The sequence below is a fragment of the Cupriavidus pinatubonensis genome, from assembly GCF_019602855.1.
Lineage (GTDB): Bacteria > Pseudomonadota > Gammaproteobacteria > Burkholderiales > Burkholderiaceae > Cupriavidus > Cupriavidus pinatubonensis.
In genome coordinates this window covers 1,478,774-1,504,566 of the sequence record NZ_CP080766.1, presented here as the reverse complement: position 1 = coordinate 1,504,566, position 25,793 = coordinate 1,478,774, and the positions used below count along the sequence as shown (strand labels likewise).

Here is a 25,793-nt window from a genome sequence, read left to right as displayed (position 1 = left end):
ACCATGCCCTGTCTATGAAATACAGCACTTTTGCAGCCAATCTCGGGAATCGGGACTTCTCGGCTCAATTGGAAGTGGAAGCCAGCACGGTCCGGGTTCTGGTTTTGTCGAAGTACGGGCGGCTTGGTGCATCTTCGCGTCTGCGAGGCCTGCAGTTTCGCCCCTGGCTGGAGCAAGCCGGCTTGTCGCTGACCGTGCAGCCACTGCTTTCCGACGCGTTGCTAGGTCAGCGCTATACCGGAGGGGGCTACGGGTTGGCGCCACTTTTCCATGCTTACGCACGGCGCGTGCTTGCGCTGGTCCGGCGACGGGACTTTGATCTCATCTGGATCGAAAAGGAAGCGCTGCCGTGGTTGCCGGCCTGGCTTGAGCGCGGACTGCTAAAGGGCGTGCCTTACGTTCTCGACTACGATGACGCGCAATTCCATGTTTACGATCTTCATCATTCGGCGCTTGTTCGATTTTGGTTCGGTCGTCGCCTGGATGCATTGATGGCCGGAGCGCGCTTGGTCACAGCCGGAAACGAATATCTCGCGGAGCGCGCAAGGCGCGCAGGCGCGAGCTGGGTCGAGACCGTTCCGACTGTCGTTGACCTGAATCGCTACGGTGTCCACCGTCGGTTAAGCGAGGATCCGGCTGCACCATTGCGCATTGTCTGGATCGGTTCCCCCTCTACGGTAGGATATTTGTCTACGCTGGGAGCGGCGTTGGCTTCGCTGAGCGCACGCCATGAATTCATGCTTCGCGTCATAGGCGGCAGCGTCACGATCCCCGGTGTGCGCGTGGAATGCCTGCCGTGGACGGAAGATACAGAGGCGCAATGTATCGCGGAGTGTGATGTAGGAATCATGCCTCTCCTTGATTCCCCGTGGGAACGGGGAAAGTGCGGGTACAAGCTGATCCAGTACATGGCATGCGGGCTGCCGGTGATCGCGTCTCCGGTCGGTGTCAACAACGAGATCGTGCGGGACAACGTCAATGGTTTTCTTGCACGAGACGAAGATGAGTGGATTTCGAAGCTATCGCAGTTGCTGGATAACGGAGACCTTCGGCGCACCATGGGCACTGCGGGACGTGGACTCGTCGAAAGCCTATATTGCGTGCAGACGGTAATCCCGAAAATTGCGAACATGTTCTCGCAGGCCGCAACATCGGGAAGATGATGTTCTCATATATCGCGTTATTCGGTCCCTGTGATCCAGCGATGACTCCGGCGGAGGGGCGCATTGAAGCGCCGCGCCTTCATCATTTCATGAACTGAGGGCACACGGGTCAAGCCAAACGCCTTAACCCGCGACGCCGTCTGCGCTCAGCCGAATCCCATCTCACGCAGCATTGCCGCGTTGATCTTGTGAACGTCGTACTTGTGCTCTGCGATCTGCCGTGACCGCTGGCCCATGCGCTCCACCTGTTCCCAGTCCTCAATGAGACGCATCATCGCGTTTTCCAACGCGCTGGCGGACTTGACCGGCACCAGCAGTCCATTGTCGCCATCGACGACCGTCTCGCGGCAACCCGGCGCGTCTGTCGTGATAATGGGACGCCCCATCGCCATGGCTTCCAGCACGGCGCGCGGTGTGCCTTCGCCATAGGATGGCAGGACGAACACGTTGCAGCCGGCAATCGCGGGACGTACATCAGACAGCCGCCCAAGGAAATCGACGGTCCCGTCCGCCACCCACGCGTCCAGTTCATGCTGGGCGATCGCGTCGGGGCTGGTATCGATCCAGCCAACCAGGCCGAAGCGAGCCCCCGAGCGGCGTGCCCGGATTCGCCTGGCAGCTTCTGCATATTCTCGTACGCCCTTGTCGCCGAGCAGCCGGGCGACCAGCAGGAAGCGGGGTCCGTCGTCGGGCAACGGAGCCACCTGGAAGCTGGCGATATCGACGCCGGAGCCATTGACGATACAGGACCGCTTGTGGCGGGCCAGTATTCCCGACCGTCGGAACAATGCCTCGTCGTCGGGATTCTGGAAGAAGGTGATATGGGCCTGCCTGAGCGCCAGCGTGTACAGCCGCAGGACCACGGCGCGCAGGCTGTTCCTGCCCTCTTCATCGCGGAAGGTGTAGCCCAGCCCTGTGATTAGCGCGAAGCGGCGCGGCACGCGCGCAAGCCATCCGGCCAGCATGCCGTAGATCACGGGCTTGATCGTATAGCTCATCATGCAGTCTGGCCGGATGCCGCGCATCAGCCGATACAGCGCGAAGAGCGTGCGAAAGTCGGCGAGCGGGTTCTTTCCGGTACGGTCGAGCGGGAAATGGTGCACGACTACGCCGCGTGCCTCCAGCGCGACGCGCACGGGATGTCCTTCCAGTAGCCCCGGCGCCGCGACATGCATTTCAAGTCCGCTATCCTGCAATGCTTCCATCAGCGGCCCGCGAAACGCGATCAGCGACTCCGCGTAGCTCGCGATCATCAGAAAGCGCATGCCAGCCTCCTATCGGATGTCGGGATATCAGTCAGCGGCGGTGCGGTCCGCTCTGTTGTCTCGTGCCCTAGCCAGGCCTGGAACATGAGCACACACCATAGGGGATGCTGCCAGTTGCGCCGCCCGGACAGATGCTCAGTCCAACGCTGGCGTATGGGTTGCGGATTCAGGAAGCCCTCGCGACGCAGGCGCTCCTCGCTCAGAAGATCGTCGGCCCAGTCGCGCAGCGGACCACGCAGCCATGCGTCGATCGGGACGCCAAATCCCATCTTCGGCCGCTCGATCAGCTCGCGTGGCACATAGCGGTCAAGCACGCGCCTGAGTACCCATTTGGTCGTGTGCCCGGCGTCCTCCTGCCGGATCTTGTAGGCCAGCGGCAGCCGCCAGGCGAACTCCACCACGCGGTGATCGAGGAAGGGGATGCGAGTTTCAAGGCTTCGCGCCATGGCCGCGCGGTCGACCTTCGTGAGGATGTCGTCGGGCAGGTAGGTCAGCAGATCGGCCGCCATCATGCGTTCCACGTCGCCGAGCATCGCCAGCGCCCTTGCAACGGGCTCAGGCAAGGTTGCCGGCTCCGCCCCGCCCATGACGATTGCATCCGGACATTGCCACTGGGAGACCATGCCGCGATAGAGTTCATCCACGGTGTGCGCGGCCATGACGCCCGCGCCCTTGTGGACCTTCTCCCCCACATGGGACCAGCGCGATGCCATTGGCAGCAGCGCTGCGACGCGATTGATCTGGTGCGGAGAAAGACGGGTCAGCCCCCAGGCCGCCGCGGCGCGCACCGGACCGGGGATGCGGGCAAGCCGGCCCCAAAGCTCTGCCGTGATCTGGTAGCGGTTATATCCACCGAACAACTCGTCTCCCGCGTCGCCGGAGAGGGACACCGTCACGTGCTGCCTGGCCAGTCCGCTAACAAGCAGCGTGGGGATTTGCGAAGAGTCGGAGAATGGCTCGTCGTAGATCTCCGGCAATCGCGGAATCACCGCCATGGCATGCTCGGGGGACACATACAGCTCGGTGTGGCTGGTGCCGAGGTGGCGGGCGACGGCCTTGGCGTGTGCGGCCTCGTTGTAGCCGGCGTCGTGGAAGCCGATCGAGAACGTGCGGATCGGCTGTGTGGACTGGGACTGCATCAGTGCGACCACGGTCGACGAATCGATACCACCGGAGAGAAATGCGCCCAGCGGCACGTCAGCCATCATCTGGCGGGCGACAGCATCTCGCAACAGCGCATCGAGGCTGTCGACGGCTTCTTGGGGACCGCCCGTGAAAGGGTCCTGCTTACCTTGCAGCGCTGCCGCGGACCCCGACCAGTAGGCACGCAAAACAGGCTCGCGCGCCAGCATCGACACGGTCAGCAAGTGCGCAGGTGGAAGCTTGGCGATGCCTTGGTAGATCGAATGCCCGCCACCGACATTGTTGTAGCGCATGTACAAGGTGAGGGCGTTGCGGTCGATGCTGCCGTCGAATGCCGGGTGAGGGCGCAGTGCCTTGAGCTCTGATCCGAATAGAAAGGCACGCGCCTGGCCTGAGCCCTGCCAGCCATAGTAGAGCGGCTTCTCGCCCAGCCGGTCACGCGCCAGCGTCAGGGAATGCGTTTGCCGGTCCCACACGGCAAAGGCAAACATCCCGATGGTTCGCCGAACCGTGGCATCGGCTCCCCATGCGTCGATGCCGGCAAGCAGCGTTTCGGTGTCGGAGTGCCCTCGCCAACGCGGCGCGGCCCCTGCGCTTTCGAGTTCGGCGCGTATTTCGGGATGGTTGTAAATTTCGCCATTGAACACAATGACGTAGCGGCCGCTCGCCGAAATCATCGGCTGTCGACCGGCCGGGGACAGATCGACAATTGCGAGGCGCCGGTGCGCAAAGCCGAAAGGCGCGCCGGGCTCGCACCAAAGGTCGCCATGGTCCGGACCCCGGTGAAGGATCCGCTGTCCCATACGGGTCAGCAAGATCGCACGATCTTCCAGGGAACCCGGTATACCGCCAAGAAATCCTGCAAATCCACACATCGCGCTCTTCCGTTTTGTCTTCGGTGCTGCTCAGGCGTCCTGCGTCCGGTGCAACTGCACATACCAGTGCATTGCCTCGGCCAGCCCGTCACCGATGCGGTGGGTGGGCTGATATCCGAGCAACCGTTGTGCCTTGCCGATATCAGCCTGGCTGTGGCGCACGTCGCCCGCACGGAAGGCCCGATAGGTCGGCTGCGTGTCCGCGGGGATGCCATAAGGACGAAGCCCGTCGCGCAGAAGCTGGAACAGGGTACTCAGCGTGGTGCGGTCACCGACGGCGACGTTGTAGATCTGGCTTTCCGCGTCTCCGCTGCAGCTGAGAGCGGCAAGCAGGTTGGCCTGCACAGCATTCGCCACGTAACAGAAGTCGCGGCTCGTTTCGCCGTCGCCATTGATGTAGACGGTCTCGCGCCGCAGCAACGCGGAAATCCACCGCGGAATCACGGCTGCGTATGCCCCGTTCGGATCCTGGCGTGGACCGAATACATTGAAGTAGCGTAGTCCGATGGCACGCAAACTGTAGCAGCGCCTGAAGACGTCGGCATACAACTCGTTCGCGTATTTCGTGACCGCGTAGGGGCTCAATGGCTTGCCGATCCTGTCTTCGGTCTTGGGCAGGCCGGGGTGATCGCCGTAGGTGCTGCTGCTCGCCGCGTAAACGAAAGCGCGTACCTCGGCGTCGCGCGCAGCGACCAGCATATTCAGGAAGCCACTGATGTTGACGCTGTGGGTCGCGATGGGGTCCTCCAGGCTGCGTGGCACGGAGCCCAGCGCGGCCTGGTGCAGCACGAAATCGACCGGATGGCTGCTCGCGCCGTGCGTTCCTTCGCGCTCCCCGGAGCAAAAGCGCATGGCGCTCCGGCACTGTTCAAGGTCCCGGATGTCGCCTTCGATGAATTGAAAGTTCTCCCACTGCGCGGGAGATACCAGCGCCTGCACTTCATGCAGGTTGCGGCGGTGGCCGGTCAAGAAGTTGTCCAGGCCGACCACGCGCTGGTTCAGGCGCAGCAAGGCCTCCAGCAAATTGCTGCCGATGAATCCGGCCACTCCTGTGACCAGCCACGTGCACGGATTGGCAACCAGACTGGTCCTCAGATTCGCGTAGGTGATGGATTCCATGTGAGCTCTTCGTGGCGGTGCGCTTCTAGAGGCGGGCGTCGACATCGCTCCTCGGCAAGATGCCCTTTACGTCGAACAGCACGGCGTGCGATTTGCCAAAGGCCCTGATCGCCCGCACCCCCATCGTGACGAACTGATGATGGGGCACGGCCAGTACGATGGCGTCGTATTGATCATGGCGCGGAAGTTCACGCAGGCATGCGAGCCCATACTCCGCTTCGGCTTCCTCCACATCGATCCAGGGGTCGTAGACGTCAATCGAGGCGTTGTAGCCGCGCAGTGTGGTCACGATATCGACTGCCTTCGTATTTCGAACGTCGGGGCAGTTTTCCTTGAATGTGAGACCAAGCATGAGAATGCGGCTGCCCAGCACGGAAATGCCCCGGCGCAGCATCAGTTTCACCAGCTCATCCGCGACATGGATGGCCATTCGGTCGTTGATACGACGGCCCGCCAGGATGACCTGCGGGTGATAGCCCACTTCCTGCGCCTTATGGGTGAGATAGTAGGGATCTACACCTATGCAATGTCCTCCCACCAGCCCCGGCCGGAAAGGCAGGAAGTTCCATTTCGTGCCCGCTGCCTTCAACACCTCCAGCGTGTCAATGCCCAGCCTGTGGAAAAGCAGGCTGAGTTCATTCATCAGCGCGATATTTACGTCGCGCTGGGTATTCTCGATAACCTTTGCGGCCTCCGCTACACGAATGCTGCTGGCGCGATGCGTACCTGCCACAATGATTCTGCGGTACAGCTCGTCGATAGCCACGCTGACCTCGGGCGTGCTGCCACTGGTGACCTTGCGGATGTCCGGCAGCCGGTGTTCCTTGTCTCCCGGATTGATACGTTCGGGACTGTAACCGCAATAGAAATCCACATTGAACTTCAAGCCGCTGTGCTGTTCGAGAAGCGGTACACAGACTTCTTCTGTAGCGCCGGGATACACCGTCGACTCATAGATGACCACAGCGTCCTGTCCCATGACCCGGCCCACCGTCTCACTGGCGCGAATCAGCGGCGTGAGGTCCGGGCGCTTCGCCCGGTCCACCGGGGTTGGCACCGTGACAATAAATACCTGGCAGTCTTTCAGATCCGCCGGATCGCAGGAGAACTTCAGGGAGCGTGCGCCGCGCAGGTCATCATGGCTTACCTCGAGCGTCGAGTCCTGTCCGCTGCGCAATTCGTCAATGCGTACGGCATTGATGTCGAAGCCTACGACTTGGCGTTGCTTGCCGAACTCCACTGCAAGCGGCAGGCCGACATAGCCCAGTCCGATGATGGCGATCTTTGCGTTGCTGAGGTCCATGACCAAAATCTCCGTGGTGAGTGGGCCTGGCGGCGGCATGGATGTGGGACTTTTAAAGAATTATCGTGGGCATGCGGCGCCCTGTGCGCAGGGCTTCGTGTCTTGGCGTACAAACGCGGAGCGCTTGATTGCGGCTGGGCTTCGCGTGAGTGCGGTGTGCCAGGTCCAGGTCCGGCTGCCGCCAGCGGAACGGTGTCCTTGGCCGCGTGGTGCACGCGGCAAGCGGGACTGGTACTCGTAACTGTCGTCAGGAGCCGCCAGAGATTCCGGAGATCCCGGCTTGCGCGGGCTTCAGATTGAGCACTGGCAATGGCGTCGGTTGCCGGGACTCGTCCGCAACCGCTGTACTGTCACGCGGCGTGTCCAGCGAGCTGTAGGGAGCGTATTCGGGCACCAGGTTTTGCACCGCCAGCTGGATCGCGAGATCATCACGGGATTCACAGGCTGCCAACAGCTTGCCAAGCTTCTCGCGATACTCCGATTCTTCCAGGAAGGGCTCGTGCGAACACATGATGCGTTCGTGCTCGCTTGGCGTCACTTCCCCACCGATCAGCAACTCCTCGTAGAGCTTCTCGCCGGGGCGCAAGCCGACGAATTTGATTTCGATATCGCCAGCGGGATTCTTGCGTGTCTTCTCGACAAGCCCGGACATCTCGATCATGGTGCGGGCAAGATCCGTAATCCTGACCGGCTTGCCCATGTCGAGGACAAAGACCTCTCCGCCCTGGGCCATGGCGCCGGCCTGGATGACCAGCTGTGCCGCTTCGGGAATCAGCATGAAGAAGCGGATGACGTCCGGGTGCGTGATGGTCACCGGGCCGCCGGCGCGGATCTGCTTGCGGAACAGTGGAACAACCGAGCCGGACGAGCCCAGTACGTTGCCGAAGCGAACCATCGAAAACGTGGTGCTCGTATTCGGCCGTGACGCGGCAGCCTGAAACGCCAACTCTGCAATGCGCTTGCTGGCACCCATGATGTTGGTTGGACGTACCGCCTTGTCCGTGGAAATCAAGACGCACGTCTTTACGCCGAAATGATCGGCCATGTTGGCGATCGTTGCGGACCCAAGGACATTGTTGCGTATGCCCTCTGGCATGTTGGCCTCAACCATCGGTACATGCTTGTAGGCCGCGGCGTGATAGATCGAATCGATCCTTTGACCCCGCATGGCGGCCGCCACGGCTTCGACGTCGCAGACAGAGCCGATGCGCGCGACGATCTGCAACTCGGGAAACGTGCGCCGCAGCTCCTGCTCTATGACGTATAGCGCGAATTCGGAATGATCGAACAGTATGAGCTTGCTGGGTTGGCGGCTGGCGATCTGCCGGCACAATTCACTGCCGATGGAACCTCCTGCGCCCGTAACCATCACGACTTTTCTGTGGGTGCATCTTGCAAACAACTCTTCTCGCGGCGGCACGATATCCCTGCCCAGCAAATCCTCGATCTTGATGTCTCGCACCGACTGCATGGTGATCTTGCGGTCGACAAGCTCAAGCAGTGTCGGGAGCGTTCGAACACTGACTGCGTACCGGTGCAGCTTGTCAACGATTTGCTTGCGACGCTTGATGGAGAGAGAGGGAACTGCGAGCACGACCTCGTTGATGCCCAACTGGTTGATCTGGTCCTTCATGTTGTCGCTGAAGTACACAGGGAGGTCGGAGAAGATCTTCTTGTCGAGTGAGATGTCGTCATCGAAGAAGCAGACAGGTCGGTGGCCCGAGCTTGCGCGCATGGCGGTGGCTAGTTGCGCCCCTGCTTCACCAGCACCGAAGATGGCAACCCGCAGGACATCGCGGTCGCCTGTCTGTTTGCGCTGTTGCGCGCGCGTGATGACGGCCCGCGCCAGGAAGCGCGAGATGACGACGTATGAGAACGCGATGAACCAGTAGATGAGGAGGCCGGTCCTGGGAAGGTGGCCGATAGTCACGAGATAAGATAGCGCGTAAGTCAGGGCAACCAGACAAGCCAGGCTTGCACCGGAGACCCACAGGACCCTGAGGTCGAAGTATCGAACGACCATTCGATACAGTCCGCTGTATGAGAACACCGGAATTGTGCAGGCCGAGATGATCAGTGAAGGCAAGAACCCGTACTGGTGGAGTAGTTCTGTATTGCCGGCACGCAGGAACAGCGCCAGCGAAAAGCACACGGGAAGGGCAATCAGGTCCGCGCAGACCATCAGCGCAATCTTTTGACGACGAGGAAGGGACGTTAGCCAGACGGGAGGGTAGATCCTCATTTTCGGGAGCTCTTTTCTACTGGACCTTGAGCGGGGCTTTCAGTCGAACCGCTCGCTTTCGGGTTCCAAAGTGCCCCCGAAGTCCAGTCGCCGTCTTGCAGAGCGCGACAGCTGACTCATCGGTGGCGTCAAGGCGAGTACAGGAACGTTGCGGAAGCAGTCCGCCTGGATCTGCCTTCGTTAGGGACATTATTCATGCGTTGCCTGTCACCAGAAGCGGCTCTGTGTTCGCTGCCGAACGCAGCGTGCCACCGATGAGGCGCAGAATCGGAATCGTTACTTTCCCAGCATCGCTGGCATCAGCCGGGCGTTCTAATTCACTTGGCTAGCTTCATGGAGCCGTCCAACTCTGATTAGATAAGAAACTGAAGTGCTGTGGCTGCCGGAAGCCTTGTCACAGACGAAGAAGCCTCACTGCGGAGCAGGTAGACGCTGCGTTGATAGGAACGATGGAGAGGATCCTATGCTGGACACGCAATTTTCACCCTGGCCGAGTTTCACTGCCGAAGAAGCTGAAGCGGTTGGCCAGGTGCTCTTGTCCAATCGCGTGAATTACTGGACCGGGACAGAGTGTCGTCAGTTTGAATCCGAGTTTGCGGCCTGGTCGGGCGCAAGGTATGCAATTGCCCTGGCCAATGGCACGTTGGCGCTGGACCTTGCGCTCAAGGCCCTTGACATCGGCTTGGGCGATGAAGTCATCGTGACGCCACGGACTTTCATCGCCAGCATATCGTGCGTGGTCAATGCTGGCGCGACTCCGGTGTTTGCCGATGTGGATGAAGACAGCGGGAACATTTGCGCAGCAACGATCGCGCCGGCAATTACCACACGTACCAAAGCCATCCTGTGTGTGCATCTGGCGGGATTGCCCTGCGAGATGGATGAAATCATGGCGCTGGCCCGAGCGCATGGGCTGAAGGTGGTCGAGGATTGCGCTCAGGCCCACGGCGCCCGATACAAGGGGCAATCGGTGGGCACGATCGGTGACATCGGCGCATGGTCCTTCTGTCAAGACAAGATCATGACCACGGGCGGTGAAGGTGGCATGGTGACGACGAACGACAGGGAATTGTGGTCGCGCATGTGGTCATTCAAGGATCATGGCAAGAGCTGGGAGGCCGTCTACGAGCGCGATCACCCGCCCGGGTTCCGCTGGGTCCACGACTCGTTCGGCACGAACTGGCGCATGATGGAAATTCAGGCGGCGATCGGCCGTATTCAGCTTGGCCGGATGCCGCAATGGCATGCGCGACGCACGGATAACGCAGCGATGCTGACGGAGGCTTTGAAGTCATGTTCGGCATTGAGGCTGCCCGAGCATCCCTCCCATATGCAGCACGCCTGGTACAAGTTCTACGCCTTCGTGCGTCCCGAAGCATTACGCGATGGGTGGACAAGGGATCGGATGATTGCGGAAATCCATGCACAGGGCGTTCCGTGCTATGCCGGGAGTTGCTCGGAGGTCTATCTCGAGAAGGCGTTCGAGAGTACCGGATTGAGACCTCGGCACAGGCTGCCTGCTGCCCGGGCGCTTGGCGAAACCAGCCTCATGTTCCTGGTGCATCCCACGCTGACGGAAGCGCAGATGCGCAAGACCGCAGAAGTCGCCTCGCGGGTAGCATCGCAGGCAGTGGCCTGCGGTGCGCCGGTGGACGGGTGATGTGATGGGCGCCGCGATCTGCGTTGCATGCATCGTTGGGTCGCGACCGCGATAGCGGACTGCCATTCCGCGTCCTGCGGCGGTCCGTAGATTAATGTCTGCAATAAGAATCAGGTGAAGCCATGATGGGAAGGGCGAGGTCGGTCTGCTATCGTGAGACTGGAGTCGATCCTTCAGTGCGACGTCCCCCAGTGGGCACTGGCTGCTACAGCCGGTGCGCCGATGCGTGGAAGCGTTCGCACCCGCTCACCGTGTGAGCGCATCATGCCGCTTATCGGGGGGAGAAGATGGTACGAGTCGGTTTCCTGGACACCTCGGCTTCAGAATGGGCGGCTCTGCTCAAGCGGTGCGCGCACGATTGCTACCATTTGCCCGGTTGGATGCGAGCCTCCGAGTTCAGCGACGGGGGCAAGGCCCGCGCTGTCTACGCTACCGACGGCCAGAGCGAACTGCTTGTGCCGATCATTCGCAGGCAGGTAGACGCCGAAGGGTGGGACGCGGTGTCGCCGTACGGATATGGCGGTCCGATCTTCAGCGAAGCTACCTCCAGCGATTTCATCGACGAAGCCTTGCGCGCAATCGTCGGCCGCTTGCGTAAGACGGGTTGCATCTCGTGGTTCATTCGATTGCATCCATTGCTGAATGCCGACTGGCAGAGTTCTGTCGGGGAGATCGTTGAGCAAGGCATGACTGTGTCCATAGACTTGACCAAGACCGAGGAAGAACACTGGCGTGAGACGCGCATCAATCATCGCCGAAACATCGTCAAGGCTGTCAAGGCTGGCGTGACGGTCCATATCGATAGAGATTTTGTTGCACTGCCGACGTTTATCCGCCTCTACAATGAAACGATGCGCCGCTTGGGCGCTGAGCCAAGCTACTTCTTTGACGAACGCTACTACCACGCGCTGGTTGCAGAGGCAGGCGCAAACCTGAGACTCTTCGTGGCGAAAGAGGCTGGGGAAATCATCGGAGCCACGCTGTTTTCGGTGGCGTGGGAAGCCGGAATCATCCAATACCATCTCGTTGGGACAGACCAGCGATACCAGCACCGGTACCCCAGCAAAGTTATTGCGCAAGCGGCACGCAATTGGGGGCGGGATCGAGGCCTCAAGCGCCTACACCTGGGTGGCGGGGTCGGCGGGTCGTCCGCGGACTCTCTGTTCAATTTCAAGCGGGGATTCTCTCCCGACACCCATGTTTTCAAGACTCAGCGAGTGGTTGTCCATCCGGAGCGATATGTGCGGCTATGCGATGGCGATGAGTCCGTGCTGTCTGATTTGAAGGGGTATTTCCCCGCGTATAGACGCGACATCGCAGACGCGCTGGATGACGGCGTCGAAGAAACCCTCGCCGCGAGCGAGGCTTGCTCGCGATAGGGCCGTCAGGCCGCAGTGCCCGGAAACCTTGCCCGGTCGCTGAGTCCCGGATACTCGTTGCTACATTCGCGCAGCAGTCTCCGAAGCTGGCCAATCGTCCGCCAAGCGGTGGCTGCCCCTTGCACGCCGTCAGTCCTTACACACCTCCATAGTATCTCGGTCCATGCGAGCAAGGCGAACGCCAATGCCGTGAAGGGGCGATGCTGAAGGCTCTTGTAGCCACGAAACATGGCGTAAAACCGCGAGGCATCGTTGAGCACGGGTTCTTCGGGCGAGGCTGCAATGGCCAGATTTCGGTTCACCGCACTTGGCACTAGTTCAATCCGATGCCTCCACATATGAACCGCGCGATCCACCAGTTCGTTGACATCATAGTCGGGCGCGAGTTGCTCATTGAACCATTCGGTCGCGAACAGATCGCGTGGAAACACTGCGCCATGCAGCACGACCGAGCAAATCCGTTCGCCATTTCTATGTTCGGGCAACGGATAGCCCAGGAACGACACCTTGCACGGCCTGCAACAGAGCCCGTCCCGCAACACCAGCCCCGTCAGAATCAGCGGCGTCCCTCCATCCTCAGCCTGTGCCCAATGGATGTAGTCATCCGCAATCCGCTCCGCCATCTGCTGCAGGAACGTCGGGCCAAGCAGCGTCCTGTCGTCGAGGAACAGCACGTGGGAGCCGGTCGCCGCGCGCACGAGCCGGTTGCGATTCGCAGCCTGCGAGCGCCTGGGGCCTTCCAGGTACGGAATGGTGGCGTACGACTCGCGCATCATCTGCCGCGTGTCGTAGTTGCTGCTGTCGTCCGACACGAGGATCTCGTGCGGCGGCATGGTGGATTCGAAGATCGACTGCAGCGTTTGCCGCAGGCCGTCCGGATTGTCGCGCGTGCAGACGCACACGGAAAACATGGGCAGGAAAGTGCTGGCTGGCATGGCTGACCCCTCGGTCCCGGGATGCCCGGGGCAGCGCCGGCCCGTCTTGTCACGCGGGCGCGGCGCTGGTGCTGACGTTCAGATCGTCGGGCTGGCGGCCTCGTAGACGGCCGTTTCGCTGTGGCGCGCAACTACCGGGCGCATGCTGCTGTCCCGCGTCACGCGCTCGTCGCCGCTGACCCATTCCAGCGTGGCGCCGCGCTGCAGGGCGGCGTAGACGGCCTCGCCCTTGTTGCGGACCTTGAGCCGCTGGTAGAGCGTGCAGGCATGGCTCTTCACCGTGGCCACGGAGATGTTCAGCATGCGGCTGACGGTTTTGATCGGATAGCCGCGTGCCAGCAGCACCAGTACCTCGTACTGGCGCGGCGTGATCTTGAGCATCTCGGCTTCGTCATAGCTTGGCTCGGCGTCGGCGGGCGGCTCGCTCGGGCGCGAGCTGCCGGACAGTGGCTGTCCGGGCCTGAGGCCAGTCAGGTCGCGCACGGCAACGCTGCTGCGCAGTGCGCCGCGCGGGGCGCTGGCGCACGTTGCCAGCGAGGACAGCGGGTCGGCCTGGGCCGTTGGCGGCAGCGGCGCGGCGGATGCGAGCGATTGGGTGACGGGCAGCGCCGGGCGCGATGCCGACGGCATGGTGCCGATCTCCGCGCTGAACAGCAGGCCTTGCACTGCTGATACTGCGAGCCGGATGGCGGCCTCGATCACTGCCAGCGAAGCCGATTTTGGCAGGCAGCCGCAGACGCTGCGCGCACTGTCCGCATCTGGCATGTGCAGTGGCAATTGGTCGGCCAGGATCAGGATGCGCTGCGGCGACAGCAGTTCGCGTGCGACCTGCAGTTGCCCCCAGCCGATGCGTGTGTCCGCCGGCATGCCGAACACCAGCAGGTCGGCATTGTGCGGCACGTTGTCGTTTCTCCCGAGTTCGTCAGGCGCAAGCGCCGCGACGTGACCCGAATCCTGGATGTTCTCGAGCATCTGCAGCAGCCCGAGCCGGAGCAGAGGATGCTCCTCGATCAGCAAGGCGTTCATTGTTTCACTCCCCGTTACTCGGGAGGGAATGCGGGCGCTTTGCGTATGGGGAGACATTGCATGGCAAGCGGACGCGCTGCTGCGGCCCGCTGACTGCCCTGACCCCCGTGCTTCCATGTCCGGCCTGTTCCGTTCTTCTGCTCGGAACTTGTCGGCGGCTGGAAGATGACCCGAACCCGAACCCGAAAGTTTCTCGCTCCTAAATCGGCTTAAAACCATCTTATGGGGTGGTGGTATGGATTGCAAGCGGGGCTAATACGGCATCGGACAAGGGGGGAATGAATCAGCCTTCATAATACCCTCCGAAAATCCCGCCATACCGAGGGGTATTGTCTTGAAGACGTCATTTCCCGAAGGGTTCGCAACCGTATCACAACTGAGACACGGCTTTGCCGGATGGTTGCAGGGTTGAAACCGATTCCGTTATTTAGTGTCGTTGCGTACGGATTTTATAACCCCTTCGGGGGGTAAAAGAAAATCCCGATTCATTCAATGGCGCAATTATGAAACGTCATCCGATGACAATGTTTCTCGATATCAGCGGCGCTTGAAGCGCTTGCGCGGACACGCGATCTAGTGCTTCTGGAGGAGGGGGGATTCCCCTCTCGGGATGAGGCCGGAGCAGCGTGCGGCACTGCTGCTCCGGGGTCTTGCCACCAACCTGGCGTTCGGTCAGCGCACCCAGTGTCCTGGGCGCATGACCCAGCCGCGAGGGCTCTGCACCCACCGGTCGGGGACGTAGCGGTATCCTGCGCGCTGTGCCTGCCAATAGCCGCCGCGCCAGTCGTAGCGGCTGCCACTTGCGACCCAGTGGCCCGGCACCCACGCCTGGCCCGGACGTGCCGGCGGGCGCGGCTCGTAGCGCGGCGCGGGCGGCGGGTGGCCATAGCTGTAGGCGGGCGGGCCATCGTGGGCCTGTGCGGGGCTGAGCAGGCCGAAGGTACCTCCGGCGGCGAGAACGGCTGCGGCGAGAAGGATCTGGCGTTTCATATTGGTTCTCCTGGTGTCTGGTGGACGGCCCGGCGGTATCAGTAGCGGTCGTGGTAGTAGTGGTAGCGGGGCGGCGGCCCGCCGCGAGGCGGTACCACGATGCAGGCGGAAAGCAGCGCTGCGGTGGTGGACAGCAGCACGGCCAGGCAGAGGGCGCGTTTCATGTGAGGCTCCGGACGGTTCGCGTTGAACACGGCTTCAATGTAGCGACGCGGCCCCGCGCTGAGTGGTTGCACTTGTAAGGCTGTCTCACATGACGCATGCGAGGCTCCGAGTCCTGCGCGGCTTCACTCCGTTGCCATCAAGCCCTTGCCGCACAAGGGTTCGCGGGCTGCGCGCCGGGCCGGCAGAAGCGGCCCGTTTTCGTCCGCGAAAGGTAATGTGGCGTTACATCGGAAATAGATCTCGCAAAGGATTTTGGGGTGGCGCACTCGCCCGGCCGCCCACGACATGACGCATGGGGCTGTACCGCAGTACGCAGAATTGGGTACGCTTGGGGCATTCCTGCCTCGGGATGGGGCAACACTTTCCCGGCGCCGGTGCCGGACTGGTGCCGCCTCGATGCCGCATATGGCCCGCAAGGCGTCGGGGCTGTGGCACGAAGCTTGCGCTGCTTGCGGCATTCCCGGGCAACCATGCAGGGAGGCGCCATGCCGGTCATGCTTATCCTGATCGCCCTTCGTATCGTGCAGGGCCTGACGCCCGCGGCGGGCGCGCTGTTTGCGCTGCCGGTGGCCGCCGACCCCGATTCCGCCGACGTCAGCGCAATCATCGAGCGCGCTACGCCGCGCTGACGTGGAGCCCGGCCAGTGCGATGCAGTTCCTGCCGTGCAGGACCTATCGGGCCATCGACGGGGCGCCCGTCATCGACACGGCATAGCGCGCCGGGTTCAGGCGCAGCGTGAGCGCGGCCACGAACGCGACGCAGCCAAGGTGGAACCACCAGCCCGCCATGAAATCGCCGGTGCGCGAATGCAGCGCGGCCGTGATCCACGGCGCCAGTGACGCCAGCAGGAAGCCACCACCCTGCATCAATGCGCCCAGTGCGCCGGCGCTTTCCGGATCGGGCAGATGGTCCAGCGCCACCACCAGGTACAGCGCAAAGCAGCCGCCGAGCCCGGCACCGCCGATCGCAGCCCAGGCATACGGCGACCATTCCGGCCACAGGGCCAGGCCGGCAAAGCCCGCGGCCTGCATGACGAGCGCGGCCGCCATCCATGCGCGGCGATCCTGGCGGGCCGCTGCCAGGGTGGGCAACAGCAGGGCGGCCGCCGCCTGGGCGATCGCCATCACGGCTACCAGGCTGCCGCTGCGTGCGACGCTCCAGCCGTGCTGTTGGTAGAACGGCGCCAGCCACGCAACGAGCGAGGCATAGCCGCCGTTCATCACGCCGAAACACACCATCAGCATCCACGTCCGGCGCCGGCGCAGAAGCTGCCTTGCGGGCCGGTGCGTGGCACGTGTGGCCGGTGCCGGGCCGGCCGGCGCCGGCAACGCCCGCCATGCGAGGCCCAGCGCTGCCATGACCGGCAGCGCCCACCAGGCCAGGCCCTGCTGCCATGAGCCGGACAGGTTGGCGATGACCGGTGCGATCTGCGCGCCAAGCGCGCCGCCGCCCATTAGCGCGGCCGAATACAGGCCCATGACCGGTGCGACGCGCCGCGGGAATTCCTGCTTGATGAGGCCCGGGCAGGCTGCCTGCACCACGGCAACGCCAAGGCCGCACACGGCCGCGGTCGCCACCAGCAAGGCGCCGTCCGTCGCCAGCGCGCGCAAGGCCGATCCTGCGCCAAGCATGGCCAGCGCGCCCAGTACCGCCCGGCGCGCGCCAAGCCGCTGGCGGATGGCCGGCGCGGCAAAAGCACCGAGGCCCATCAGCAGCATCGGCAGCAGCGTGAGCCACGCCATGCCTTCGTAGTCCAGTCCTGTGCCCGCGCGGATGGTGGCGGCAAGCGGACCAACCGCCGTCAGGAACGGACGCAGGTTCAGGCCAATCGCCACGACCGCGGCCAGGACCAGCCAGCGTGCCGGCGCCCGATCCGCGTCATGCGCGCCGACTGCCATGCGCTCAGCCACGGGGCTGGCGCGTGCCGTAGAGCTGCGCGGCGGAGATATCGACCGGCACGCGCTGCAGTGGCAGCGGCGGCGGTATCAGCGGCAGGCGCAGCGCCTGGTAGGCGGCTTCGCTCGACAGCCCATAGGGTGCGGCGTCGTTGTTGTCGAAGGCGTAGTACACCGCCTGCACGCCGGCCATGGTCATCGCCGCCAGGCACATCGGGCACGGATGGCCGCTGGCGTAGACCACGCTGCCGCTGAGGTCGGGCCGGCCCAGCTTGCGGGCGGCCGCACGCACGGCCTCCATCTCGGCATGCGTGGTGGGGTCGTGGCTGTGGACGATGTCATTCACGCCGGTGGCCACGGCTTCGCCGTCGATGGCCAGTACCGCGCCGAAAGGCCGGCCGCCGCGGCGCAGATTGGTCACGGCGAGTTCGACCGCCTCGCGCATCAGATGTTCGTGGGTTGCCATAGCGTAGCTAAGTAAGCGCCGGCTCACCGTATGGCGTGCAGCGCACGTACCATGCGGCAATAGGCGTGACAGGGACAGTCGCCAATCTACGCCCGGCCTTTGCAATTGGGAAATTAAATGATGAAATCGTCAGTAGTGGAAAACCAAATACCTGACCGCCGTGCATGACGCCCGCCTCGATCCTGCGTTGCTCCAGAGCTTTGTCGCCGTTGCGGAAAGCGGCAGCTTTACGCGCGCGGCGCAGCGCGTGCACCTGACCCAATCGACGGTGAGCCAGCAAGTGCGGCGGCTGGAAGAACAGCTTGGCTGCGAACTGCTCGACCGGGGCGGCCGCTACGTCACCACCACGCCCGAGGGCGAGCGGCTGCTCGGCTACGCGCGGCGCTTGCAGCAGCTGATGGCCGAGGCGGTGGAACAGGTGCGCCAGACTTCAGGCCAGGGCGAGATCCGGGTGGGGGTGCCCGAGGATTTTGCGGCGCAGCCACTGACGGCGGTGCTGGCCGGGTTTGCCGATACTTGGCCCGGTATCCGGTTGGAAGTGACCAGCGGGTTGAGCCATGACCTTTGGCAACGTTTCCAGGATAGCGAACTGGACCTGGCGCTGGTCAAGCAGCGCGTGGGCCATGCCGCCGGCGTGGCGTGCTGGCCCGAGCCGCTGGCGTGGATAGACAGCCGCACGCGTCCAGCCTTGGCGCGCGATCCGGTGCCATTGGTGGCATTCCCGAGCGGTGGCCTCTACCGCGGCGAGATGACGCATGCGCTCGATGCGAGCGGACGCCGCTGGCGCATCGGCTTCGTCAGTGCGAGCCTCGCCAGCATCAGCTCAGCGGTGGCCGACGGCCTTGGCATCAGCCTGCTGCCGCGCCGGCTGGCTTCGGCGGCACACCGGCTGCTCGATGACGAACCATGGCTCGGCGCAGTGCCAGCCATCGAACTGACACTACATGCCCAGCCCGAGCCGTCTGCCGCCGCGCGCGACATGATGGGGCGCCTGATCGCGCTGTGTGACCAGGCCATGGGCGCTAACGGCACCCATGGATCAAGCGGGGAATCGCTCAGCTGAAGAATTCGCGGAAGTACTGCGTGCAGGTGCCGGCCTGGCGGAAGGTATACGGCAGTTCAACCATGGCGGCGGCGTCCAGCGACCCGAACGGAATGTCCAGTTCGTGATCTTGGCGGGAGACGTCTTGTTCGTTGCTGGCGGGGCGTTGCGAAGTCATGTCAGGTTCACGGTTGGTGCGGCCGCTGAGGCCGGTTCATCACACGGGCGGTGTTGCCGCCTGAGAGACATGCTAACGGGCCTTGCACCCGCGATCAGCCTCCCCCACTGCAACACACTGTTGCCACATTGCGACCAATGCGTGACCGGCCGAAGCCAGCAGCGCGGAGCGCCGGCGACAGACTATAGTGGCTGAGGGGTCTCCGAACCCACTCCATGTGCCGACACGCCGACCATCCTGCAGGAGCGCGCCATGTCCATGCCGCCGTGCTTTGCCGACCGACGTGAGGCCGGGCAGTACCTGGGGCGCCACCTGGCCGAACTCGGTGTCGGCCAGCCACGCGAGGGCACTCCGGCGCTGGTGCTGGCACTGCCGCGCGGCGGCGTGCCGGTGGCGTATGAAGTCGCACGCGCGATTGGTGCGCGGCTCGACGTGCTGCTCGTGCGCAAGATCGGCGCGCCCGGCTACCCGGAACTGGCGCTCGGCGCGGTGGTGGAGGGCGACGCGGGCCGCGATCCGCATACCGTGATCAACGACGATCCATGGGTGCACCGCGCCGTGGAAAGCGGAAGCTTCGACGCCGAGCGCGGACGCCAGCTCGACGAGATCGTGCGGCGCCAGCAGCGGTACCGTGGCGGCGCACCGCTGCCGCGCCTGGCCGGCCGTACGGTGATCGTCGTCGATGATGGCGTGGCAACGGGTGCCACGATGCGCGCCGCGCTCGAAGGCGTACGCATGGCCGGTGCGGCCGAGGTGATCGCCGCCGTGCCCGTGGGCTCGGCCGACGGGCTGGCCAGCCTGGAGCCCGCCGCGGACCGGGTCATCTGCCTGAACACGCCGGCGAACTTCGGCGCCGTGGGCGCCTTCTATCTGGATTTCACCCAGACCAGCGACGACGAGGCGCTGGCATTGCTGCGCGAGGCGGCAATGTGGGCGGTGTAAGCGCCGGCTAACCCGTCAACGGCTTGCCAGCTTCGCCTTCAGGTGGGGAATCAAGCCGCCTGCCTGCAGGATCTCGCGCAGGAATGCCGGTACGGGTTCGCACGCCACGGTTGTTCCGTCGCTGAGCTGCAGCACGGCACGGTCCAGATCCAGCGTCGCAAGCATGCCATCCGCCAGGCGGCTGGTGTCGGGGCATACCAGCACCGGCAGGCCGAGGTTGATGGCGTTGCGGTAGAACAGCCCGCCGAACGAGGGCGCCACCACGGCGCGCACCCTCAGCTGGCGCAGCGCCTGCGGCGCCTGCTCGCGCGAAGAGCCGATGCCGAAGTTGGCGCCTGCTACCACCACGTCACCTGGCTGCATCTGGTCCGGGAACTCGGGGCGCAGGCTTTTGAGGCAATGCGCGGCAAGGACTTCTGGGGCGGCCTTCATCCATACCGCGGGTGCCATGGCGTCGGTGTCGATGTTGTCGCCAAAGCGCCAGATGCGGCCGGCAGACGCGGGAACGGAAGGCTCGGTCATGCGGAAATGGAAATACGGCTTCAGAGCAGGGTACGTGGGTCGGTGATGCGTCCGGTCACGGCGCTGGCCGCTACAGTCAGCGGGGACGCGAGCCACACCGCGCTGCCGGCATCGCCCATGCGCCCGGAGAAGTTGCGCGCGGTCGAGGCAATCGCCCGGCTGCCGGCGGGAAAGCGTGCCGCGCCATAGCCGGCGCAGGCTCCGCAGGCATTGGGCAGCAGGTCGGCGCCCGCGTCGGCCAGTACGGCCAGCGTGCCTTCGCGCTGCGCCTGCTGCTGGTCGCGCGCGGAAGCGGGTGCTACCTGCAGGCTGACGCCTGGCGCCACGCGGCGTCCGCGCAGCACGCTGGCGGCCATGCGCAGGTCCTCGAGCTTGGCGCCGGTGCAGGCGCCAAGGTAGGCGATCTGCACGGATTCGCCGGCGGCCTGATCCACCGGCGCGCTGTTGGCGGGCGAATGGGGAGCGGCCACCTGCGGTGTCAGTGCGGCGGCATCGAAGACATGATTCGCCAGCAGTGGCGCATCGGTATCGCTGCGCCAGTGTGCGAGGTCAATTTCCGCCAGCGTTTGCGCCGGTACGCCAGCAGCGGCAAGCCAGTCCAGGGTGACGACATCGGGCGCGACCAGCCCGGTCTGCGCGCCGAGCTCCGCGCTCATATTGGCCAGCGTCATGCGTTCCTGCATGGGCAGCGCGGCCACGGCGCTGCCGGCATACTCGATCGCCTCGTAGCGGCCGCCGCCCAGTCCCAGCTTCGCGCACAGGAACAGCATCATGTCCTTGGCGCAGACACCGGGCGCCAGCGCGCCGTCCCACTGCAGCCGGATGGTCTGCGGCACGCGCAGCCAGATTTCGCCCGTGGCGAGCACGCCGGCCATCTCCGTGGCGCCCACGCCGAACATATACGCGCCGAACGCGCCACCGGTCGGGCTGTGGCTGTCGCCGCCCACGATCAGGCGGCCGGGCAGCACGTGGCCGTGCTCGGGTAGTACCACGTGGCAGATGCCTTCTCCGTCGATCAGATGCGCGCCGCTGCTGCGCGTCCAGTCGCGCGTGAAGTGCAGGATGGCTTCAGCAGCGGGATCGGAGGCCGGCACGAAATGGTCGGTCACGACCACGTAGCGCGACGGATCCCACACGGTCGTGCCGAGCGCCTCCAGCAACGGCGCGACGCGGCGCGGTCCGCTGGAGTCGTGCGACATCGCCAGGTCGACGCGGCACATCGCGAGTGAACCGGGCTCGGCGTGCGCGAGCCCGGCGGCTCGCGCCACCAGCTTCTGGGCCAGCGTGGCGGGAGGGATGTGCCCGGATGCTGCGGCGACGTTCATTCTGGCGTGGCGCCTGAATATTTCACGACCTCGGCCCAGCGCTTGACGTCCTGCCGCACGAACGCGGCGAACGATTCCGGCGAGGTGCCGAGCGGCTGTGCGCCATCGGCTTCCAGGCGTTTGCGCACGGCCGGTGCTTCCAGCCCCTTGCGGGCGGCCTGGTAGAGGGCCTGCGTCACTTCGGCCGGAAGCCCGGCCGGCCCGAACAGGCCAAACCACGCGCTCGACTCGAAGCCTTTGACGGTGGCGCCGATCGGCGCCGCGCCCGGAAACTGCGGCAGCGGCGCGGGGCTGGTCACGCCCAGTACCTTGAGCTTGCCGGCCCGCACATGCGGCAGGACATTGAGCGTGCTCGCGAACATCAGGTCGCATTGCCCGGCGAGCAGGTCGGTGATGGCCGGCGCAGTGCCCTTGTACGGAATGTTCACGATGTAGGTGTGAGTCATCATCTTGAACATGTCGCCGGCCAGGTGCACCGACGAACCGACCGAGCCGATGGCGAAGTTCAGCTTGCCGGGTTGCGCGCGGGCCAGGCGGAGCAGTTCCGGCACGTTGTTGGCGGGTAACCGCGGGTTTGCCACCAGCACGCTGGGCACGGTTGCCACCAGCGTGACCGGCGTGAAGTCGTGCACCGGATCGAACGGCAGCTTCTTGTAGAGCGTGGCGTTGATGGTATGGCTGGTGAAGCTCATCAGCAGCGTGGCCCCGTCGGGCGCGCTCTTGGCGACCAGATCGGCGGCGATGTTGCCGCCTGCGCCGGGCCGGTTCTCCACCACCACGGGCTGCCCCAGTTGCTGGGACATTTCCTGCGCGATGGTGCGGGCCAGCGTGTCGGTGGTGCCACCGGCCGGGGCGCCCACGAGAATGCGGACAGCCTTGCCGCCCGCGATCTGAGCGTGCACGGCGAGCGGCACCGCACACCAAGCCAGCACGCAGGCGCGGGCAGCATTGCGCAGCCCGGCGCTCAGCGCGCGTGGCCGGAGCGGCGAGCGTGGACGAAACAACGGCATGACAGCAACTCCTGGCGGGAAGTGATCACGAATGCGAAGTATCGCCGGGGATCGCGCGGCATGGAGCGATCCCGTTGGGCACGCAGGGCTGTTGGGCGCCCTGCGCCGGCCGGGTCAGTTCAATCGCGCAGGCCGGGGCGGGTTTCGTTCTCCACCCAGACGTTGGCACTGTCGACGCCGGCGGGAGAGAGCTCCATGCGGTACTCGTAGCGGTCCGGCCGGTACTGGCCGAGCAGGAACTGGACCGGGCGCCCGTCGCTGTCCTTGACCACGCGGCGCACCGCGAGCAGGGCGCCGCCGACCGGCACGTCGAGCAGCGGAGCGACCACCACGTCGGCCAGGCGCGCGGACAGCGTCTGGCTGGCGCGGCCGAGTCGCACACCGCCGCTTTCCAGCAGGCGCAGCACCGGCTGTTCCTCGAGCGACTTGCGCGTGATCGGCCGGCCTAGTTCGGCGGGAAGATAGACCGTGATATGGGACAGCGGCCGGTTCCGGTAGTGGCGCACACGCACGATCTTCACCACGGGATCGCCGGGCGAGAGATCGAGCGCCTCAGCCACTTCCGGCGTGGCGTGGACCTCATCGATGGAGATCACCTTCACGGCCGTCTTCTGGCCCATGTCGATGATGTTGTCGAGCAGGCTGGCGCTGCGCTCTTCGGCTGAAGCCGCGGCCTTGACCGGGTGCGGGTTGACGAAGGTCCCCAGCCCGCGGTGACGGCGCACGAGCCCTTCCTGGACCAGCCGGTCGAACACGCGCCGCATGGTCACGCGGGATGCGTGGAACTGTTTGGCGAGATCAATTTCGCCCGGCAGGGGTCCCTGGCCAAAGCGGCCCTCGACGATCTGCTGGCGCAGTACCACGTAAATCTGGTGATACAGGGGAACGACGGCTTCGCTCATGGTTTCGCTTGGGGAGACATGACAAGTCTGTAATGCCTCTAATGTACTGTAGATCAGACATAAGTCCTAGCGGGACCGTGCGATGAGCCGCTTTCGGCATGCTGCCGGGCATCGATCTGTTGCAGCGATGCATCTAGCCCGGAGTGGTGGCTCCCCGGACAGCCATGGGAGGCCCCATGTCTGGCCGGCGCCGCTGCCAGGCGGGGTTCGCGGCATGCGACCGCGAGGCGATTCTGCCGCCCGGCGGGTCCGAAAGGATTCCAGCGGCCTGTGCGTCGGCGGGCACCCTGTTTCAGTGTCGATACGCACCCAGTCGCATCGAGGGTTCCCCGAGCCACGCGCTAAACCACTGAAAATTAAAGGGTTCCTGACTACTGCGTAACGGCCCTCAGCAGGAAGGCCGAAGTCCCTGTCACAGCGGTGTGACATGTCGCTTGTGATGCACTGCGACGAGGGTGGGGTGAGATTGCCCCCGGCATTCGAAAGTTCCCGGGAAATGTCTGCCAAGCCCTTATGCCGCAAGGGGTCGCGGTTTGGGGTGACGAAGCTGGCACCGATTATGCGCAGAGGGGGTCTGGTTTGGCACGGTGCCGGACCTGAACCTCCAGCCATCGTTTCGCAGAGCGTTGGGCGGAGGCTGAGCCGCTGTGTGAAATTCTCCTGGGAGCATCGTATGAAAAAGACACTTCTTGCGTCTGCCGTCGCCCTCGCGTTCGCAGGGCCGGCATGGGCAAATCCGACAAACAACAACGACGATAGTGGCACGACCAACACGCAGACTGCCACCGCCACCTCGACGCAGGGCGGCGGGGGGGCCCAGGCGAATGAGAATTCACGCTCGCTCAATGTCAGCGGCAACACTGCCACTGACACCAGGACATCGACCCGGACGAGCACCTCCACAAGGACGTCGACCCGGACCATCACCCGCGCTGATCAAGAATTGGGCGGATATGGCAACGCTGCAGCAGCCAATGGCGGCACCGCGGTCGCCAACCTGACCAACTCGTTCAATCACAGCAAGGCGGTGGCGGTCAGCAAGCTGAACGGCTATGTGACCAGCAACAGCATTGCGCCTGTTGGCAACTACGCCTCCAACAGCGGTAACGCCCAGGCGTCGGGCGGCACTGGTGGCAATGGCTATGGCGGTACGGGTGGTAATGGCAGCGGCGCGGTCGGCGGCGCAGGCGGCGCGGGCGGTGCAGGCGGCGCAGGCGGTACGGCGACCAACGGCAGCGCCACCAACGGCAGCGCGACCAACTACGGCGCGCAGGCTGGTGATGGCGGCAATGGCGGCCGTGCAGTGGGTTGGGCAGGCGACGGCGGCAACGGCCGGGCTACGGGCGGCGGCGCGCTCAGCGCAGCGGGCACCCGCGGTGGTAGCGGTGGTGACGCGTCTGGCCGTGGCGGCGGTGCTCTGAGCGCTTCGCTTGGTGCTGGTGGCGGTGGTGGTGGGGCCTTCAGCCGTGGCGGCAGCGCCCTTGGCGCGAGCGCTGGATTCGGCGGCCTGGCAGGTTCGGCTGGCGGAGCCACCTCGGCGAATGGCGCTGGTAACGATAGCGCTGGCGCAGGCGGCGCGGGCGGTGCGGCGACGGCCAGCGGTACGGCTGGTGCTGGCTCGGGCACGGGCGGTGCAGCCACGGCTGGTGGTGGTGCCGGCGGCGCCGGAACCTCGACGGCTGGTGCAGCGACCGGCGGTGCCGGCAGCGGCACGGGCGGCGCTGGCGGTGCTGGTGGCACGGCGACCGCGACGGCGACGACGGGCGCGACCACGGGCACGGGCGGCGCAGGCGGCACGCAGGCCAGCGTTGGCGGTACCGGTGGCGCAGGCGGTTCTGCGACGAACGGCAGCGCGACGAGTTCTGCCAGCAACGGTAGCTCCACGGCCGGTAACGGTGCGGTGGGCGCTGCAGGCGGCGCAGGCGGTGCTGGCGGCGCAGGTGCCGGTGGTACTGGCGGCGTCGGCAACGGTGCAGTCGGCGGCGCCGGCGGCTCTGGCGGCTATAACGCCGTCAGCGCAGGTTCGTTCGCCATGTCCAACGTCATGACCAGCGTTGGTCAGACTGCGGCCGGCATCATGATCGCCACGCAGAACAACGGTGCGGCGTCCCTGGTGCAGCACAGCGTCAACGTGCAGGCTAACCTGAATGTCGGCCACTGAAGTCTGAGTGGAACGCCCGGCCGGCTGTGATCTTGGCAGGCCGGGCACACCGATGGAAAGCTTCACGCGGCCAGGAGCTGGTAT

Annotated in this window: 23 protein-coding genes; 7 read left to right on the top strand and 16 right to left on the bottom strand. The window is 64.5% G+C overall.

Annotated elements, in window-relative coordinates:
- Positions 1 to 14 precede the first annotated feature (14 nt).
- On the top strand, positions 15 to 1,163 hold the full coding sequence (locus K2O51_RS06870) for a glycosyltransferase family 4 protein (protein WP_084791975.1): 1,149 nt from the start codon (positions 15 to 17) through the stop codon (positions 1,161 to 1,163).
- A gap of 146 nt (positions 1,164 to 1,309) precedes the next feature.
- Here the strand turns inward: K2O51_RS06870 and K2O51_RS06865 are convergent, their stop codons facing one another.
- The 5 genes from K2O51_RS06865 to K2O51_RS06845 form a co-directional block, all read right to left on the bottom strand.
- Positions 1,310 to 2,428: a glycosyltransferase family 4 protein gene (locus K2O51_RS06865; protein WP_011301480.1), complete on the bottom strand. Its 1,119-nt coding sequence runs from the start codon at positions 2,426 to 2,428 to the stop codon at positions 1,310 to 1,312.
- A complete protein-coding gene (gene asnB / locus K2O51_RS06860; RefSeq protein WP_220629982.1) occupies positions 2,416 to 4,446 on the bottom strand; it encodes an asparagine synthase (glutamine-hydrolyzing) in 2,031 nt (676 codons plus the stop codon). Before asnB ends, K2O51_RS06865 begins: the two co-directional genes overlap by 13 nt.
- Positions 4,447 to 4,476: 30 nt before the next feature.
- Positions 4,477 to 5,565, bottom strand: coding sequence for an NAD-dependent epimerase/dehydratase family protein (locus tag K2O51_RS06855; protein WP_041680322.1), 1,089 nt, complete (start codon positions 5,563 to 5,565; stop codon positions 4,477 to 4,479).
- A 25-nt stretch (positions 5,566 to 5,590) separates the two neighbouring features.
- Complete coding sequence (gene tviB / locus K2O51_RS06850) at positions 5,591 to 6,868, bottom strand: Vi polysaccharide biosynthesis UDP-N-acetylglucosamine C-6 dehydrogenase TviB (RefSeq protein ID WP_011301483.1); 1,278 nt, start codon at positions 6,866 to 6,868, stop codon at positions 5,591 to 5,593.
- A 247-nt stretch (positions 6,869 to 7,115) separates the two neighbouring features.
- Positions 7,116 to 9,110 carry a polysaccharide biosynthesis protein gene (locus K2O51_RS06845; RefSeq protein WP_011301484.1) on the bottom strand — a complete coding sequence of 665 codons (1,995 nt, stop codon included), beginning with the start codon at positions 9,108 to 9,110 and terminating at the stop codon, positions 7,116 to 7,118.
- Between the two features lie 463 nt (positions 9,111 to 9,573).
- On the opposite strand from K2O51_RS06845, the gene K2O51_RS06840 reads away from it, so the two are divergent.
- Positions 9,574 to 10,770, top strand: coding sequence for a DegT/DnrJ/EryC1/StrS family aminotransferase (locus K2O51_RS06840; RefSeq protein ID WP_011301485.1), 1,197 nt, complete (start codon positions 9,574 to 9,576; stop codon positions 10,768 to 10,770).
- Between the two features lie 287 nt (positions 10,771 to 11,057).
- Entirely contained in the window at positions 11,058 to 12,149 is a 1,092-nt protein-coding gene (locus K2O51_RS06835) for a GNAT family N-acetyltransferase (protein ID WP_011301486.1), read from the top strand.
- Between the two features lie 5 nt (positions 12,150 to 12,154).
- Here K2O51_RS06835 and K2O51_RS06830 read toward each other — a convergent pair whose 3' ends face one another.
- The 4 genes from K2O51_RS06830 to K2O51_RS35540 form a co-directional block, all read right to left on the bottom strand.
- Positions 12,155 to 13,084: a glycosyltransferase family 2 protein gene (locus K2O51_RS06830; protein WP_011301487.1), complete on the bottom strand. Its 930-nt coding sequence runs from the start codon at positions 13,082 to 13,084 to the stop codon at positions 12,155 to 12,157.
- Positions 13,085 to 13,162: 78 nt separating this feature from the next.
- Positions 13,163 to 14,110 (bottom strand): response regulator transcription factor, encoded by a 948-nt coding sequence (locus tag K2O51_RS06825; RefSeq protein WP_011301488.1) that lies wholly within the window; start codon positions 14,108 to 14,110, stop codon positions 13,163 to 13,165.
- A gap of 672 nt (positions 14,111 to 14,782) precedes the next feature.
- Entirely contained in the window at positions 14,783 to 15,100 is a 318-nt protein-coding gene (locus tag K2O51_RS06820; protein WP_011301489.1) for a YXWGXW repeat-containing protein, read from the bottom strand.
- A 38-nt stretch (positions 15,101 to 15,138) separates the two neighbouring features.
- Positions 15,139 to 15,264 carry a hypothetical protein gene (locus tag K2O51_RS35540; protein ID WP_041680323.1) on the bottom strand — a complete coding sequence of 42 codons (126 nt, stop codon included), beginning with the start codon at positions 15,262 to 15,264 and terminating at the stop codon, positions 15,139 to 15,141.
- 486 nt (positions 15,265 to 15,750) lie between these two features.
- Between K2O51_RS35540 and K2O51_RS06815 the strand changes: the two genes are divergently transcribed.
- Positions 15,751 to 15,894 (top strand): hypothetical protein, encoded by a 144-nt coding sequence (locus tag K2O51_RS06815; RefSeq protein ID WP_166487112.1) that lies wholly within the window; start codon positions 15,751 to 15,753, stop codon positions 15,892 to 15,894.
- A gap of 43 nt (positions 15,895 to 15,937) precedes the next feature.
- Here the strand turns inward: K2O51_RS06815 and K2O51_RS06810 are convergent, their stop codons facing one another.
- Together K2O51_RS06810 and K2O51_RS06805 are read right to left on the bottom strand one after the other, a co-directional pair.
- Entirely contained in the window at positions 15,938 to 17,164 is a 1,227-nt protein-coding gene (locus K2O51_RS06810; RefSeq protein ID WP_140950111.1) for a cyanate transporter, read from the bottom strand.
- Between the two features lie 4 nt (positions 17,165 to 17,168).
- On the bottom strand, positions 17,169 to 17,627 hold the full coding sequence (locus K2O51_RS06805) for a nucleoside deaminase (RefSeq protein WP_011301491.1): 459 nt from the start codon (positions 17,625 to 17,627) through the stop codon (positions 17,169 to 17,171).
- Between the two features lie 160 nt (positions 17,628 to 17,787).
- On the opposite strand from K2O51_RS06805, the gene K2O51_RS06800 reads away from it, so the two are divergent.
- On the top strand, positions 17,788 to 18,690 hold the full coding sequence (locus K2O51_RS06800; protein ID WP_140950098.1) for a LysR family transcriptional regulator: 903 nt from the start codon (positions 17,788 to 17,790) through the stop codon (positions 18,688 to 18,690).
- On the opposite strand, the gene K2O51_RS06795 is transcribed toward K2O51_RS06800, so the two are convergent.
- Positions 18,683 to 18,847, bottom strand: a complete 165-nt coding sequence (locus K2O51_RS06795; protein ID WP_166487113.1) for a hypothetical protein — start codon at positions 18,845 to 18,847, stop codon at positions 18,683 to 18,685. The genes K2O51_RS06800 and K2O51_RS06795 overlap by 8 nt on opposite strands.
- Before the next feature lie 252 nt (positions 18,848 to 19,099).
- Here K2O51_RS06795 and K2O51_RS06790 point away from each other — a divergent pair, with 252 nt between their 5' ends.
- A complete protein-coding gene (locus K2O51_RS06790) occupies positions 19,100 to 19,789 on the top strand; it encodes a phosphoribosyltransferase (RefSeq protein WP_140950097.1) in 690 nt (229 codons plus the stop codon).
- 15 nt (positions 19,790 to 19,804) lie between these two features.
- Here K2O51_RS06790 and K2O51_RS06785 read toward each other — a convergent pair whose 3' ends face one another.
- From K2O51_RS06785 to K2O51_RS06770, 4 genes are all read right to left on the bottom strand, one after another.
- The gene (locus K2O51_RS06785) at positions 19,805 to 20,311 is read right to left on the bottom strand and encodes a LeuD/DmdB family oxidoreductase small subunit (protein WP_140950096.1); all 507 of its coding nucleotides are present in this window, start codon (positions 20,309 to 20,311) and stop codon (positions 19,805 to 19,807) included.
- Positions 20,312 to 20,331: 20 nt separating this feature from the next.
- The gene (locus tag K2O51_RS06780) at positions 20,332 to 21,636 is read right to left on the bottom strand and encodes a 3-isopropylmalate dehydratase large subunit (RefSeq protein WP_011301495.1); all 1,305 of its coding nucleotides are present in this window, start codon (positions 21,634 to 21,636) and stop codon (positions 20,332 to 20,334) included.
- The gene (locus K2O51_RS06775; protein ID WP_011301496.1) at positions 21,633 to 22,646 is read right to left on the bottom strand and encodes a tripartite tricarboxylate transporter substrate binding protein; all 1,014 of its coding nucleotides are present in this window, start codon (positions 22,644 to 22,646) and stop codon (positions 21,633 to 21,635) included. The genes K2O51_RS06780 and K2O51_RS06775 overlap by 4 nt, the downstream gene beginning before the upstream one ends.
- Positions 22,647 to 22,765: 119 nt before the next feature.
- Complete coding sequence (locus K2O51_RS06770; protein WP_011301497.1) at positions 22,766 to 23,548, bottom strand: GntR family transcriptional regulator; 783 nt, start codon at positions 23,546 to 23,548, stop codon at positions 22,766 to 22,768.
- A 673-nt stretch (positions 23,549 to 24,221) separates the two neighbouring features.
- Here K2O51_RS06770 and K2O51_RS06765 point away from each other — a divergent pair.
- Positions 24,222 to 25,709, top strand: a complete 1,488-nt coding sequence (locus K2O51_RS06765; RefSeq protein WP_011301498.1) for a hypothetical protein — start codon at positions 24,222 to 24,224, stop codon at positions 25,707 to 25,709.
- Positions 25,710 to 25,793: the final 84 nt, after the last annotated feature.

Excerpts from the sequence above, each read along its gene's own strand:
- K2O51_RS06840 (WP_011301485.1), top strand. The coding sequence starts at position 9,574 with ATGCTGGACACGCAATTTTCACCCTGGCCGAGTTTCACTGCCGAAGAA.
- K2O51_RS06865 (WP_011301480.1), bottom strand. The coding sequence starts at position 2,428 with ATGCGCTTTCTGATGATCGCGAGCTACGCGGAGTCGCTGATCGCGTTT.
- K2O51_RS06835 (WP_011301486.1), top strand. The coding sequence starts at position 11,058 with ATGGTACGAGTCGGTTTCCTGGACACCTCGGCTTCAGAATGGGCGGCT.
- K2O51_RS06775 (WP_011301496.1), bottom strand. The coding sequence starts at position 22,646 with ATGCCGTTGTTTCGTCCACGCTCGCCGCTCCGGCCACGCGCGCTGAGC.
- K2O51_RS06795 (WP_166487113.1), bottom strand. The coding sequence starts at position 18,847 with ATGACTTCGCAACGCCCCGCCAGCAACGAACAAGACGTCTCCCGCCAA.
- K2O51_RS06815 (WP_166487112.1), top strand. The coding sequence starts at position 15,751 with ATGCCGGTCATGCTTATCCTGATCGCCCTTCGTATCGTGCAGGGCCTG.
- K2O51_RS06770 (WP_011301497.1), bottom strand. The coding sequence starts at position 23,548 with ATGAGCGAAGCCGTCGTTCCCCTGTATCACCAGATTTACGTGGTACTG.
- K2O51_RS06870 (WP_084791975.1), top strand. The coding sequence starts at position 15 with ATGAAATACAGCACTTTTGCAGCCAATCTCGGGAATCGGGACTTCTCG.
- asnB (WP_220629982.1), bottom strand. The coding sequence starts at position 4,446 with ATGTGTGGATTTGCAGGATTTCTTGGCGGTATACCGGGTTCCCTGGAA.
- K2O51_RS06830 (WP_011301487.1), bottom strand. The coding sequence starts at position 13,084 with ATGCCAGCCAGCACTTTCCTGCCCATGTTTTCCGTGTGCGTCTGCACG.
- K2O51_RS06825 (WP_011301488.1), bottom strand. The coding sequence starts at position 14,110 with ATGAACGCCTTGCTGATCGAGGAGCATCCTCTGCTCCGGCTCGGGCTG.
- K2O51_RS06805 (WP_011301491.1), bottom strand. The coding sequence starts at position 17,627 with ATGGCAACCCACGAACATCTGATGCGCGAGGCGGTCGAACTCGCCGTG.
- K2O51_RS06790 (WP_140950097.1), top strand. The coding sequence starts at position 19,100 with ATGTCCATGCCGCCGTGCTTTGCCGACCGACGTGAGGCCGGGCAGTAC.
- K2O51_RS06810 (WP_140950111.1), bottom strand. The coding sequence starts at position 17,164 with ATGGCAGTCGGCGCGCATGACGCGGATCGGGCGCCGGCACGCTGGCTG.
- K2O51_RS06780 (WP_011301495.1), bottom strand. The coding sequence starts at position 21,636 with ATGAACGTCGCCGCAGCATCCGGGCACATCCCTCCCGCCACGCTGGCC.
- K2O51_RS06765 (WP_011301498.1), top strand. The coding sequence starts at position 24,222 with ATGAAAAAGACACTTCTTGCGTCTGCCGTCGCCCTCGCGTTCGCAGGG.
- K2O51_RS35540 (WP_041680323.1), bottom strand. The coding sequence starts at position 15,264 with ATGAAACGCGCCCTCTGCCTGGCCGTGCTGCTGTCCACCACCGCAGCG.
- tviB (WP_011301483.1), bottom strand. The coding sequence starts at position 6,868 with ATGGACCTCAGCAACGCAAAGATCGCCATCATCGGACTGGGCTATGTC.
- K2O51_RS06855 (WP_041680322.1), bottom strand. The coding sequence starts at position 5,565 with ATGGAATCCATCACCTACGCGAATCTGAGGACCAGTCTGGTTGCCAAT.
- K2O51_RS06820 (WP_011301489.1), bottom strand. The coding sequence starts at position 15,100 with ATGAAACGCCAGATCCTTCTCGCCGCAGCCGTTCTCGCCGCCGGAGGT.
- K2O51_RS06785 (WP_140950096.1), bottom strand. The coding sequence starts at position 20,311 with ATGACCGAGCCTTCCGTTCCCGCGTCTGCCGGCCGCATCTGGCGCTTT.
- K2O51_RS06845 (WP_011301484.1), bottom strand. The coding sequence starts at position 9,110 with ATGAGGATCTACCCTCCCGTCTGGCTAACGTCCCTTCCTCGTCGTCAA.